The 13099-nt window shown below is 72.2% G+C and carries 12 protein-coding genes; 6 read left to right on the forward strand and 6 right to left on the reverse strand.

Annotated features, from left to right (window positions below):
- Window positions 1-554 precede the first annotated feature (554 nt).
- Window positions 555-2381, reverse strand: a complete 1827-nt coding sequence (locus tag JAO81_RS43390) for an ATP-binding cassette domain-containing protein (protein ID WP_307813314.1) — start codon at window positions 2379-2381, stop codon at window positions 555-557.
- Complete coding sequence (locus tag JAO81_RS12085; RefSeq protein WP_307813315.1) at window positions 2378-3394, reverse strand: BMP family protein; 1017 nt, start codon at window positions 3392-3394, stop codon at window positions 2378-2380. Before JAO81_RS12085 ends, JAO81_RS43390 begins: the two co-directional genes overlap by 4 nt.
- A 189-nt stretch (window positions 3395-3583) precedes the next feature.
- Between JAO81_RS12085 and JAO81_RS12090 the strand changes: the two genes are divergently transcribed.
- On the forward strand, window positions 3584-4297 hold the full coding sequence (locus JAO81_RS12090) for a GntR family transcriptional regulator (protein ID WP_199547810.1): 714 nt from the start codon (window positions 3584-3586) through the stop codon (window positions 4295-4297).
- 83 nt (window positions 4298-4380) lie between these two features.
- Here JAO81_RS12090 and JAO81_RS12095 read toward each other — a convergent pair whose 3' ends face one another.
- On the reverse strand, window positions 4381-5280 hold the full coding sequence (locus JAO81_RS12095; protein ID WP_307813316.1) for a LamG-like jellyroll fold domain-containing protein: 900 nt from the start codon (window positions 5278-5280) through the stop codon (window positions 4381-4383).
- A 387-nt stretch (window positions 5281-5667) separates the two neighbouring features.
- Here JAO81_RS12095 and JAO81_RS12100 point away from each other — a divergent pair, with 387 nt between their 5' ends.
- Window positions 5668-6624: a DUF3048 domain-containing protein gene (locus JAO81_RS12100; protein WP_199547811.1), complete on the forward strand. Its 957-nt coding sequence runs from the start codon at window positions 5668-5670 to the stop codon at window positions 6622-6624.
- Here the strand turns inward: JAO81_RS12100 and JAO81_RS12105 are convergent.
- A complete protein-coding gene (locus tag JAO81_RS12105; RefSeq protein WP_199547812.1) occupies window positions 6529-7008 on the reverse strand; it encodes a hypothetical protein in 480 nt (159 codons plus the stop codon). The two genes, JAO81_RS12100 and JAO81_RS12105, sit on opposite strands and share 96 nt — an antisense overlap.
- A gap of 322 nt (window positions 7009-7330) precedes the next feature.
- Here JAO81_RS12105 and JAO81_RS12110 point away from each other — a divergent pair, with 322 nt between their 5' ends.
- The 3 genes from JAO81_RS12110 (at window position 7331) to JAO81_RS12120 (ending at window position 10588) form a co-directional block, all read left to right on the forward strand.
- A complete protein-coding gene (locus JAO81_RS12110; RefSeq protein WP_199547813.1) occupies window positions 7331-8548 on the forward strand; it encodes a histidinol-phosphate transaminase in 1218 nt (405 codons plus the stop codon).
- 141 nt (window positions 8549-8689) lie between these two features.
- Complete coding sequence (locus JAO81_RS12115) at window positions 8690-9730, forward strand: DUF3048 domain-containing protein (protein ID WP_199547814.1); 1041 nt, start codon at window positions 8690-8692, stop codon at window positions 9728-9730.
- Between the two features lie 75 nt (window positions 9731-9805).
- Window positions 9806-10588, forward strand: a complete 783-nt coding sequence (locus JAO81_RS12120; RefSeq protein ID WP_199547815.1) for an N-formylglutamate amidohydrolase — start codon at window positions 9806-9808, stop codon at window positions 10586-10588.
- 49 nt (window positions 10589-10637) lie between these two features.
- Here JAO81_RS12120 and JAO81_RS12125 read toward each other — a convergent pair whose 3' ends face one another.
- Window positions 10638-11366 (reverse strand): class I SAM-dependent methyltransferase, encoded by a 729-nt coding sequence (locus JAO81_RS12125; RefSeq protein ID WP_199547816.1) that lies wholly within the window; start codon window positions 11364-11366, stop codon window positions 10638-10640.
- A 97-nt stretch (window positions 11367-11463) separates the two neighbouring features.
- On the opposite strand from JAO81_RS12125, the gene JAO81_RS12130 reads away from it, so the two are divergent.
- Window positions 11464-12336 (forward strand): LLM class flavin-dependent oxidoreductase, encoded by an 873-nt coding sequence (locus JAO81_RS12130; RefSeq protein WP_199547817.1) that lies wholly within the window; start codon window positions 11464-11466, stop codon window positions 12334-12336.
- A gap of 62 nt (window positions 12337-12398) precedes the next feature.
- On the opposite strand, the gene JAO81_RS12135 is transcribed toward JAO81_RS12130, so the two are convergent.
- A complete protein-coding gene (locus JAO81_RS12135) occupies window positions 12399-12989 on the reverse strand; it encodes a two-component system response regulator (RefSeq protein WP_199547818.1) in 591 nt (196 codons plus the stop codon).
- Between the last annotated feature and the right edge of the window lie 110 nt (window positions 12990-13099).

The following is a 13099-nucleotide window of genomic DNA, read 5'->3' on the forward strand; positions in this document are numbered from 1 at the left end:
GGCGCGGCCGGCGGCCCGCCCGCGGACGGCGGCGGGGGCGACGGCGCGGGCGGCGGCTCGGAGGGCGAAGTGGTCGCGGTGGGTGCTGACATGGGGTGGGGTTCCTTGAGGGGGTGTCGAGGTGGTCGAGGTGGGTCGCGGCTCGGGTGGGGTGAGGTGGGTCGCGGCTCGGGTGGGATGAGGTGAGGTGGGTCGCGGTGGGGCCGGAACCGGGGCCGGGGCTTGGCGCTTGGTTCGGGGCGGGGGCCGGGTGCGTACGGGCGGGTGGGTACGGGCGGGAGGGCTGGGCCTGGCGCGAGGGGCGGAGGTTGGACATCAGGGCCCGGGGGTGGCGCGAGGGCCGGGGGCGTACAGGCGGGTGGGTACGGGCGGGGCTTGGCGCGAGAGGCGGAGGTTGGACATCAGGGCCCGGGGGTGGCGCGAGGGCCGGAGGCTCGACGCGAGGGCCGGGGGCTTGACGTCAGGGCGAGGGCTTGGCGCGCCGGCAGACGTGGGCGCCAGGCTGGTAGCGGGGCTGGTCGCGCGGGCTCGGACGGTGCTGCGGAGGGTCGTTGTCAGTGGGCGCCGATAGCCTTGGAAGGGCTCGGCCCCCGGGAGGGAGGGGTCTGTCCGGCCTCCGGTGGTGCCTCGGTCGCCTCGGCCCCCACCATCAGCCCCCCGATCCGTTCACGCGCCCCGTCCCCCCGCGGGTCCACCGGCCCCAGCAGCCGCCCCCGGTACGCGACGACCACGCGGTCGCACAGGGCGAGCAGTTCGTCCAGTTCGGCCGAGACCACCAGCACGCCCGCGCCCCGCGAGGCCGCCGTACGGATCCGGCCGTGCACCGCCTCGACGGCGCCGATGTCGAGACCGCGCGTCGGCTGCGATGCGGCCAGGCACACCAGCGGGTCCAGCGCCAACTCCCTTGCCAGGACGACCTTCTGCTGGTTGCCGCCCGAGAGCGACGCCATCGGGGCGAAGGCACCCGGCGCCCGTACGTCATGTGCATCGAGCACGGTCGCGGTCGCCCGTCCGAGCGCCGCCCGGTCCAGGAACACTCCGAACCGCCGGAACTCCCCCAGCCGCCCGAGGTGCAGATTCTCGGCGACGGACAGCTCCGGTACGCAGCCCTCGTGATGCCGGTCCTCGGGAACGACCCCAAGCCCGGCCCGCGTTCGGGCCGCGGGGTTCGCCCGCGTCAGGTCCTCGCCGTCGAGCTCGACGCGCCCGCGCTCCGACGCGAGCGCCCCGCCGATCACGGCCATCAGCTCGCTCTGACCGTTGCCCTCGACGCCCGCGACCCCGACGATCTCACCGAACCCGATCTCCAAGTCCGCCTGGTCCAGGGCATACGTACCGTCGGCCCGCCGCACCGTGACCTCGCTCAGCCGCAGCGCGGCACCGCCGCGCCGGACGCCCTCGACGGCATCACCCTCCGCGCGGGCGCGCCCTACAGCATCCCCCTCCGTACGGGCGCGCCCTTCAGCATCAGCCTCCCTACGGGCGCGCCCTTCAGCATCAGCCTCCCGACCACTGGGCCGCGCAACACCAGCCTCCCGCCCACTGGGCATCGCAACACCAGCCTCCCAACCACCGTCCCCCACACCCCCAACCTCCTCACCACCGGACGCCGGCCCTCCCCCGCCGAGTGAAACTTCCGCAGCCTCCAGCCCCACCGCCCCCGCCACCGTCGCGTCCAGCGCACCGACCGCCCGCCCGATCATCAGCGGCACCAGGCGCTCGGCGGACAGCTCGGTCATCGGTCCGCCGCCCGCCACCCGTCCGCCGCGCAGCACGGTGGCGGTGTCGCCCGCGCGGACCGCCTCACCGAGCTTGTGCGTGACGAGGACGACGGCGTGTCCGGCCGCCGCGATCCGCCGGCAGGTCTCCAGGAGCGCGTCCGTCTCCGCAGGGCCGAGCACCCCCGTCGGTTCGTCGAGCACGAGGAGGCGCGGGTCGCGAAGGAGCGCCTTGACGATCTCGACGCGCTGGCGCACGCCCACGGGCAACTCCCCCGCCACAGCGCCGAGTTCGAGCTCGAGCCCGTACGTCCGGCGCACGCGCTCGATCCGCACCGGCAACTCGGGCAGCCGCAGCAGCCGCAGGTTCTCCCCTACGGTCAGGGTCGAGACCAGCGAGAAGTGCTGGTGCACCATGGCGACGCCCGCCGCGAGAGCGTCGGCCGGACGCCGTGGGGCGTACGGCTCGCCGTACAGGCGCAAGGACCCCTCGTCGGGCGCGAGCGAACCCGCGACCGCGTGGCACAGCGTCGACTTTCCGGCGCCGTTCTCACCGAGGACGCAGTGCACCGTGCCCGCCTCGACGACCAGGTCCACGCCGTCGAGCGCCCGCGTCCCGCCGTACGACTTGACCAGGCCGGTGATCTCCAGGGCCGCCGTCACCGGGTCTTGACCTTCCCGGACGTGATGTCGGCCTTCACCTCGTCGAGCTTCTTCGCGACCGAGGGGTCGGCGGTGTCGCAGAGGTGGATGTCGTTCTGCGGTGTGTCGAAGGTCAGGCCGAAGTGCACGGCCTCCGCCTTCCAACTGCCCTTGACCAGCTGCTCGGTGGAGTACTCGATCTCGGCGCCGATGTCGGTCTCCACGGAGGCGGCGTACGCCTTCGCGGTGCCGCACTCCGCCGGGATGGGCCCGCCGATGAGGGTCCCGCCCTTGCCGGCGGCCGCCTGGACGACGCCGTTCTGGCCGAGGTTGAGGATCTGGCCGAGCACGTCGGCGCCGGCGCTGTAGTCGGCGAGCGCGGACTGCTTGGCCTTGGCGGCGTCGTTGAAGTCGCCGACGTACTGCGGCGTGAGCACCTTCACGTCCGGCTCGACCGCCTTGGCGCCGCGCTCGAACTCCTTGGCCGCGTTCACGATCGCGGGCAGTTCGGCGCCGCCCACGAAGCCGACGGTCTTCTTCTTCGACAGGAGCGCGGCCGCCGCGCCCGAGAGGTACGCGGCCTCGGCCTGCTGCGGGTCGTAGAGGGCGAGGTTGGCGGTGGGCTTGCCGTCGGCCGGGCCGCCGATCTCGGCGAACTTGACCTTCGGGAAACGGGCCGCGACCTTCCGTACCGCCGCGTCGGTCTGTCCGCCAAGGGAGATCACCAGGTCGGAGCTGGTGGCGAAACGCACAAGGGCCTGCTCGTAGTCGGCGGCCTGCACCTGCTCGACCTTGCTGAACGCGACCTTGCCCTTGTGCTCCTGCGCGGCCCGCTGGTAGCCGCGGTAGGCCGACTCCATGAAGCCGCCGTCGGACAGCGAGCCGGGGAAGAGGACGCCGACCTTGAGCGTCCCCGAGCCCGAGGCGCCGTCCTGCGCGGACGAGTTGCCGCCGCAGCCGGTGAGCGTGAGCAGTCCCGTGACGGACAGGAGCGCGACGGGGGCGAGGGCCCGCCGGGGGTGAGTGAGTGCCACGTGGTGCCTCCAGAGGGAGGGGCCGCGCGCCATTGCCGGGGGCAGCGCGAACCCGCTAGCGGTATACCGTTACGCGCCCTCAGTCTGGGAGCCGCTTGTTGCCTGCGTGTTAGCGCCCGGTTAGCAGTACGCACCTGGCTGCCCGTCCGCTTAGGGTGGGGGCCGGAGCGAGCGGAGGAAATCTTGGCGATGGTGGCAGGCCAGGCGGGTGCAGCACGGAGTTCGCTGCGCGATCTCGCATACGACGCGCTGCGCCGACGCATCCTCGACGCCGAACTCCAGCCGGGCGCCCCACTGGTGGAGCGGGACCTCGCCGCCGGGCTCGCGGTGTCCCCTATCCCCTTGCGCGGGGCGCTGCGCCCCCTTGCGGCGGGCGGCCTGGTGGTGCTCGTGCCGCATCGGGGTGCGCTGGTCTCGCCGTTCACTCCGGCGGATGTGCGCGACCTGTTCGACGTACGGGAGTCACTGGAGTCCCTTGCCGCCCGTCTCGCGGCCGAGCGCGCCGACTCGGAGGGGCTCGGCCGTCTCGCGGCCCGGCTCACCCAGGCGCGTACGGCGATCGCCGCGCAGGACCGGGGCGGTATCGCGGCCGCCAACGCGGGCTTTCACGCGGACATCGTGGAACTGGCGGACAATCCGCTGCTCACCAACATGATGCGGCCGCTCGAGGCGCGCACGCACTGGCTCTTCCGGCTCACCGCGCAGCGCGATCCGGCGCAGCAGTGCGCGGAGCACGAGGAGATGTACGAGGCGATCGCGGCCGGGGACGGCGATCGCGCCGCGGCCCTCGCCCACGCCCACGTGGTGGACGGCCGCGCGGAGTCACTGTCCCTGGCCGAACAGTGGGCCCACCCGGTGATCGACCCCCAACGGGTAGCCGCAACCAGACGCCGCCGCTCCTGACGCACCCGACACGCCCGGCAGGGGGACCATTCGTCCGGTGCGGAACGCCCATTCCGGGCATGTCGCGGAACAAATGGTCCCTCTCACCAAGTCACCCGGCGGTACTGGCCGAGGATCTCCTGGGGTGAGGCCGCGCGGGCGAGGAACATCAGGCTGTCCATGCGGCAGTTGCACGGGTTGTTCTCGCGGGTGTTCTGCGGGAAGCTGCCGCCGATCTTGATGCCCCGTGGGTCGCCGGCCGTGGTCAGGTCCGGTTCGGGGTCGCCCGCCAGCGCCCAGGGGTCGTCGGTGCGGGTGTAGAAGCCGGGCAGCGGGCGGCCGTTGCGGTAGAGGGCCATCTCACCGGTGTCGTAGTCGAAGGTGGCGGCGAGGAAGACCCATTCCCCGCGCGGCAGCAGTGACTGCCAGTGGGCTTCGGCGGCGAAGGTCTGGGAGGCGCCGCCGTCGACGCGGCGACCGAGGGCCACGAGCCTCAACTCCCCGTTCACCTGGATGAGTTCGAGCAGGGCCCGGACGTCGTGTCCGTTGGAGTCGCCGGACAGGACACCGGCGAGACCGATCGCGTTGTACCGGTCGCCGGGGTCGGCGGTGTTCGAGTTGGGGCTCGGGTTCTCGCCGGTCATCTTGACCCAGCCCATCACGGTGGCGGCGCGTGCCCCGCTGAAGGCGCGCAGCGACTCGACGGCCCGGTCGTCGTAGATCCCGGCCTTCCAGTCGTCGTTGCCGGCCGCGGCCGGGTTGATCTGCTGGACCTGGAGGGCGCTGCCGCTGTGCCGATGCGCCTGGTCCGGCACCCGCATCCGGTCGCCGCCGTTGATGAGCTGGATGCCGGTGCCGGAGCGGCCCCGGTCCCGTTCGACGGCGGGGTCCTGGGCGGGGTGCGAGAAGTCGTAGTGCGCGACGAGGTCGCGGCGCAGGCTCGGCAGGACGTCGCTGGAACCGTAGTCGGGTCCGGCGGCCGGTGATCCGCTGCCGCCCGCCACGGCCTGGGGAGCCGCGAGGACCCCGGCCAGAAGTGGCGCCCCGGCCCCGGCGGCGGCGGCTCGGCGTCCGCCCCACCGACTAAGTCCCCGATCGCCCGTCCCTTGCCCGCCCATCCCCGGCCGGCGGATTCCCCTCCGGGCTGTTCCCTGCTGGCCCGTTCCCTGCTGGCCTGTTCCCGGCTTCGGCATACCGTTCCCCTCTGAGAGCCTGCACGGAAAGCGCTTTCTCGCGAGCGTCCGCGCCAAGCTACTGAGCAAGGCGCGTGGCGACAAGGGGGCCTTGCGACAGCCGGGGCCGCGGCAAGCGGAGGGGGGCCTTCGTTCGGGCTGAGCGGTGTCCCGGCCGGGTATCCGTATGCCTATGAAGTCCCGTGTACGGCCCGCCTCATGAGGCGGCGGCTGTTCCTGACGCTGCCCGCCGCCGCCACGCTCGCCGCCTGCACGGTGAGCGACCGGGGCGGTGGCCCCGACGACCGCGAGCCGCCGACGCCCGCACCCGAGTCGTCCGCGCCTCCCGAGCCCCGGCCGCGTACCGTCCGCAGGCCCACGGTGCTCGCCGTGAAGATCGACAACGTGCGCCCGGCCCGACCGCACACCGGACTGCGCGAGGCCGCCGTGATCCATGTCGAGCGGGTCGAGTCAGGGCTGACCCGGCTGCTCGCCGTGTACACGGGCGGCCGGCTGCCCCAGGCCGTCGGCCCGGTGCGCAGTGCGCGCGAGACCGATCTGGAGCTGCTGCGCCAGTACGGCAAGCCGGTGCTCGCCTTCTCCGGGGCGCAGGGCAAGCTGCTGCCCCTGATCGACAAGGCCGAGCTGTATCCGCGCTCACCGGCCGAGGCGCCGGGAGCGTACTACCGCTCCTCCTCGCGCCCGATCCCGCACAACCTCTATCTGCGCCCCTCGCGGCTCGATCCCGCACCCGACAAGGAAGCGCAACCCGCGGATCTGGGACTGCGGTTCGGCGCGGCACCGCCCGGCGGGCGGGCCACCGGCGAGCACTCCGTGCGCTATCCGGCGGCGCGTTACGCGTTCACCTGGTCGGCCGCGCGCAACCGGTGGCGGGTGTCGATGGACGGCACGCGCTCCAACCTGACGCCGTCGACGGTCGTGGTGCAGTACGGGGTCATACGGGACTCCCGCTTCCGCGACCGGTGGGGCAACGTCTCCCCGTACACGGAGACCGTGGGGCGGGGCGACGCCCTCGTCCTGCGGGGAGGGCGGGCGCACGAGGGGCGCTGGAGCCGGGAGTCAGCCGAGGAAGCGACGGTCTACACCGACGCCGACGGCGAGCCGCTGCTGTTCGCCGACGGTCAGGTGTGGGTCGTGCACGTCGGCAAGCGCTGACTTCCCCGCTGCCCGGCGGGGCGGCGTGCGGCGCAGGGTCCGGTATCGGCGGCCGGTGCGGTCCAGGCCGAGCTGGAAGGCGGTGCCGCCCACGGTCGCGGTGAGGCTGAAGATGACGGCGCCGGCGAGCGTACCGAAGAGGCCGAGTGCGGACGCGAGCAGAGCGCCGGACACCACGCCGAGCGCCGAGCCGGAGACCTGCGTGACGCTGATCTCCGGGCTGCGGCGATCCAGGGTCGTCTCCGGGCTGCGGCGATCCGGGGCCACCTCCGGGCTGCGGCGATCCGCGGTCATCTCGGGGCCGCGACGACCGGGAGCGCCACTCCGCTCCGAACGCCCCTTGGCGCCCTTCGTACCGCGCGGTGCCGCATGCCTCGCCTCCATGGCCATGGTGATCCTTCACACGTTCGGGGTCGGTGTTCCTCGATGCTCGAAGCCATGGAGATAGATGGCATGGCCATCTAGTTCAACCGCGAGTGAAGAACTATGAGGGTGCTGTGATGCATGGAGGTCAGCGGGGTGCGAGTCGCACACCCGTCGAGGAAAAATGCCCGAAATATTCCTAAACATGGAGATTTCGGAGTGCGCGCCAGAACCGCACTCCCCGGACCAGAGGAAGCCCAACTGCCCCTCGGGCACCACCCGTTGAGCGTTCCCCGGCTCTCGTCCGTATCTCCGGGCACGACCGCCCCTCCCGGAGGCCCTCATGCCCGACGCCGGCAATGTCACCGCCCTGTTCCGCACGGCCACGGCGCACAGCCCGTCGTACGCGACGCTCGACCGGGCGGCCGGGGGCGGGTCCCAGGTGATCGACTTCTGCATTCCGTGCAATCCGTACTTCCCGACGCCGGAGATGTTCGACGAGCTCGGCGCGCGGCTGCGGGAGATCCTCACGTACTACCCGAGCAGCGCGGACACCATCGCGGCCGAGCTGTGCGCGGTGCTCGGACTCAACCCGCAGACCGTGGCGATGGGCAACGGCTCGACCGAACTGATCACCTGGATCGACCACTTGCTGGTACGGAAGTCCCTCGCCGTGCCCGTGCCGACCTTCGGACGCTGGACGGACCAGCCGATGGAGACGGGCAAGCGCGTCGACATGTATCCGCTGCCCGAGCAGGCCGGCTTCCAGCTCGATCCGGGGGCCTTCGTCGAGTTCGTACGGCGCCGGGGCTCACGCACCGCCGTCGTCTGCAATCCCAACAACCCCGACGGCGGTCTGCTCCCGCGGCGTGCGCTGCTCGCGCTGCTCGACGCGCTGCAGGACCTCGAACTCGTCGTGGTCGACGAGTCGTTTCTCGAGTTCGCGGACGCCGAAGCGGAACCGAGCGTCGCCCAGGAGGCCGTCCTGCGGCCGAATGTCATCGTGCTGCGCAGCCTCGGCAAGAACTTCGGCCTGCACGGGGTGCGCTTCGGCTATCTCGTCGCCAACCCGGGGCTCGCCGGAAAGGTGCGGGCCGCGCTGCCGAAGTGGAATCTCAACTCCTTCGCCGAGACCGTGGTGTTCCTGCTCGGCCGCTACCGCTCGGCCTATGACACGAGCCTGCGCCAGGTCTGCCGCGACCGGCAGGAGATGCAGTGGCATCTGAGCCGGCTGCCCGGGCTCACGGTCTACCCCTCCCAGGGCAATTTCCTCTACGTAAGGCTGCCGGAAGGCGTCGACGGAGCGGTCCTGCGCGACCAACTGCTCACCGCGCACGGCGTGCTCATCCGCGAGTGCGGCAACAAGATCGGCTCGTCGAGCCCCTTCCTGCGCCTCGTGGTGCGGCCGCAGCACGATGTGCAGCGGCTGCCCGCGGGGCTCGAGCAGGTCCTGTACGGGGGTGAGCTGCCGGCCGCCGGTCCGCACCAATACGCGGCGCTGCGGCCCGTGCGGTACGGGTCGGGGACCGCGGCCGTCGACCGGCTGGTGCACAGGGCCTGACGGGCGGCCGGATGGGCGGGGGACGCGTCCCCGTTCAGGCGATCACTGAGCCCGAACTGATTCGAACAGGGTGCCCTGGAGGAAAGCTGCGCCTGCACAGCCGCAGCGCGCCCGCGGGCGCGCCCTCCCAAGGAGCCTCGCTTGTCCCCTCTCGCCACTGGACGCCGTCGCCGCACGGTCCCGCTGCTCGCCCTCCTGGCCGCGGGCAGCCTCACGCTCGGCGCCGCACCGGCCGCCGACCGCCACGATCCCGTACCGCCGCAGGGCGCCGAGTCCACGACGCTGGACGAATACTCGCCGCTGGAGGCGTACCAGCAGGTCCAGGGCCCCTGGAAGATCTCCCCGTACACCGGTCTGATGGCCAAACAGGGACCGGTGCTCGCCGTGAAGTTCGACAACGCACGGCGGGCCCGGCCGCACCACAACCTCGACAAGGCCGACCTCGTCTACGTCGAGAAGGTCGAGGGCGGGATGAGCCGCCTGATGGGCATGTACTCCAGCCAGATCCCCAAGAGCCTCGGCCCGGTGCGCAGCGCCCGTGAGTCCGATGTGGAGCTGCTCAAGCAGTTCGGGCGGCCGGCGCTCGCGTACTCCGGGGTGCGCAGCGCCCTGCACAAGTACCTGAAGAACTCGCCGATCTACGTGCGTTCGCACGGTTCCCTGCCGCGCGCCTACTTCCGTGCCCCGGGCCGTTCCGCGCCGCACAACCTGTTCGTGAACCCGGCCAAGATCCTCAAGTCCGCGCCGGGCGCCTGGAAGCCGACCGACATCGGCTTCCGCTTCGGTCCCGCGCCCAAGGGCGGCACGCCGATGGCGCAGCGCACGGTGCGCTACGCCTCGGCCAGCCACACCTTCCGCTGGTCGCCGGCGAAGAAGCGCTGGTACGTCTCGTTCGACGGGGCGCCCGCGCGGCTGTCCGACGGGCGGCAGATGAGCGCCCGCACCATCGTGATCCAGAAGGTGCACATGCCGCCGTCGAAGTACCGCGACGTCAACGGCGCCGTCACCCCGTACATCAAGACCGTGGGCCAGGGCTGGGCGACGGTGCTGCGGGACGGCAAGGCGTACAAGTCCTGGTGGATGCGGCCGAACGCCAAGAGCGGCACGAAGTTCATCCAGAAGGGCGGCAAGCCGATGCCGTTCGCGCAGGGCCAGGTCTGGGTCGTGTACGTGGACGCCTGATCCGCGTGACCCCCCGCGGGGGGGCGGGGCCCCCGGGGGGGGGCCGCCGCCCCCCGGCGTGTCTAGGGTGAGCCGATGAGCTCCTTCGAGGTGCATCCCGGCGCCGCCGACTCCCCCGTACTGCTGCATGTGCCGCACGGCGCCTGGGAGATTCCCGCTGCCGTACGCGGGGACATCGTGCTCGACGACGCGGCGCTCGCGGCCGAGGCCCGGCACATCACGGACGCCCACACCGCGGAGATCGCCGCGTACGCGGCACGGAGCGTGGGCCGGGCGCCGTGGCGGTTCGTCAACCGGCTCTCACGGCTCGTCGTCGACCCCGAGCGCTTCCCCGACGAGCGCGAGGAGATGGCGGCGGCCGGCATGGGGGCGGTCTACACGCGCACCACGCACCGCGAGGTGCTGCGGCCGGACGGCTTCGATCCGGGTCCGCTGCTCGAGCGGTACTTCCATCCGTACGCGGACGCCATGACGGACGCCGTGGCGGGGCGGTTGAAGGCGGCGGGGCGGGCCGTGGTGATCGACGTGCACTCGTATCCGACCCGGCCGCTCCCCTACGAGCTGCACGGGGACGGTCCGCGGCCGCCGGTGTGCCTGGGTGTGGACCCCTTCCACACGCCGCCCGAGCTGCTCGCCCGCGCGGAGGAGATCTTCGCGCGCTTCGGGGGTACGGCGGTGAACTCACCGTTCGCGGGGACGTATGTACCGTTGCGGTTCTACGGGCGCGAGGAGCGGGTGCGGGCGTTGATGATCGAGATCCGGCGCGATCTGTACATGAGCGAGCCCGGGGGCCCTGCGAACGAGGGACTGCGGGAACTGGGGGCCGCACTGGGCGAGTTGGTGGCTCAGCTCTCTTGAGCGTGCGGCTCGGCGTGCTCAGCTCTCCTGTGCGTGAGGCTCGTCGTGCTCAGCTCTCCTGAGCCTGCGGCTTCGTGGCGACGACCGCGCGGGCGCGGGGTGAGCCGTCGGGGCGCCGGCCGAGTTCCGGCAGGTCGCGCAGGGTCACCTCGAAGCCGGCCCGGGTCAGTTCGGCGGACGCCTCGGGCAGACCGAAGCCGAGGTAGTACATGACGAACGGCGGCCGCCACACTGCGTTGCGGACCCGCATCACCGAGTCGAAGCCGAGCAGCATCCAGTAGGCGCGGGAGCGGACCGGCGGGGGTGCGCCGATCGGGAAGACGAAGCGGCCGCCGGGCCGCAGCACCCGGTACGCCTCGGCGAACAGCGCGGGCCGTTCGCGCGGCAGGAAATGGCCGAACGCGCCGAAGCTGACGAGCAGATCGAAGGCCTCGCCGAACGGCAGGGCGAGGGCGTCGCCTCGTACCCAGTCGACCTCATCGGGGGCCTGGCGGCGGGCCCGGTCGAGCATGCCGGCGCTGAAGTCGACCCCGGCCACCCTCCCGTGGCACACCTCGCGCAGCACGTCGATGCCCGCGCCCGTTCCGCAGCACAGGTCGAGGCCACGCTCGAAGGGGCCGAGGGCGTGCAGCGCTCGCGTGACCGCGTCGAGGACGTGGCCGGGCGTGCGGAACGGGGTGTGGTCGAACTTCGGCGCCAGGAGGTCGTAGCCGTGCTCGACGGACGAGAGGGCCTGGACGGTGAGTTCGCGCAGCGTGGGACCTTGAGGTTCGAACATCACGGTCAGGATAAGTGCAAGGCGGCCGAGGAAAGTGCAGGTGTCCGGGCCCGAAAAGCCTTACCGCGGGGACGGCGGTGCGGGTAGGAAGGGACGTATGACATCCCTTGGCGCCGTGTTCCGTCCCCAGTCCCCGCCCGAGCAGCTGCGCGAGGTGGCCCTGGCTGCCGAAGCCGCCGGCCTCGATCAACTGTGGCTGTGGGAGGACTGTTTCCTGGAGAGCGGTATCGCGTCCGCCTCGGCCGCGCTGGCGTGGACCGAGCGGTTGAAGGTCGGCATCGGGCTGCTTCCCGTACCGCTGCGCAATGCGGCGATCGCCTCGATGGAGCTGGCGACCCTGCACCGCCTCTTCCCCGGCCGGTTCCTCCCCGGTCTGGGCCATGGCGTCCAGAGCTGGATGGGGCAGGTGGGGGCGCGCGCCGAGTCACCGCTGACGCTGCTGCGCGAACACCTCGGCGCGACACGGGCGTTGCTCCGGGGCGAGCGGGTGACGACCGAGGGGCGTTATGTACGTCTCGACGGTGTGGCCCTCGACTGGCCGCCGGCCGCGCCCACCCCCGTGTTCGCCGGCGCGAAAGGGCCTCGTACGGTGCGGCTCAGCGGTGAGGCGGCGGACGGCACGATCTTCGAGGCGTCCACGACTCCCGCGGATCTGCGGGCGGGGCTGCGGCTGATCGAGGAGGGCCGCGCGGAAGCGGGCCGCAGCGACGACCACCATGTGCTGGTGTACATGACCGCCGTCAGGGGCCCGGACGCCGAGCAGCGGCTGCGTGCCGAACTGGCCCTGGACGGGCGCGAGATGACTCCGGGTCTGGGCGCGGCGGGCGATGCGCAGACCATCGCGAAGGCCGTCGAGCTGCTCGCGGACGCGGGCGCGGACTCGGTGGTGCTGCAGCCGACGGCGGACGAGACGGATCCGGTGGGGTTCGTACGGTTCGTGGCGCAGGAGGTACGGCCGCTCGTCGGCTGAGCGGGTGCGCGGCCGCTCGTCGGCTGAGCGATTGCGGGGGACGGGCGGGGGTCAGGCGGGGGTCAGACCTCGCCCTCCTCGGCGAACTGGGACCGCTGCTCACGGTCCTCGCCGGGCTGCCCGTGCGGCCCTTGCTGATGCGGGACCCGCACGTCGGGGTGCGGCAACGGCACGGCGGCGTGCGGGGAGCGGGCGGCTTCCAGCTGGGGGCGCAGCGAGCGCAGCTCCACATCTTGCAGCCGCACCTGGGCGTCGGGCGCCTGCATCCGGCGGCGCTGGGCCAGGAGATAGCGCACCTTCGTCCGCAGCGACCAGGGGTCCACCGGTTTCATCACCAGATCGGCGACGCCCAGCCGATAGGCGACACGGGCCAGTTCGCTGTCCCGTCCGAACCCGGTCAGCAGGATCACGGGTATCTGCTGGGTCTGCTCGACGCGCTGCATGTAGCGGACCACGTCGAGACCGCTGACCTGCGGCATCACCACATCGAGCAGGACCAGCGCGATCCCGCCGCGCAGCACCGACTTCAGCGCGTCATTGCCACTGGTCGCCCGCTCCAAGGGCTGGCCGAGCGGCGCCAGCGCGCTTTCCAGGGCGAACAGGTTGTCCTCGTGGTCATCGACCAGGAGGACCTTCTCCTCACCACCCGCCATATGCCGCCCCCCTCGTTCACCTGTCCAGGGTAGGGCGCGGACGGTGCCGCGCAGGAGCGGATGCGAGAAAGCGGTTTAGCCGCGGCCCATTGACCTCGTCTCCTCATCGA

The organism is Streptomyces sp. N35 (assembly GCF_016464295.1).
Taxonomy (GTDB): Bacteria; Actinomycetota; Actinomycetes; order Streptomycetales; family Streptomycetaceae; genus Streptomyces.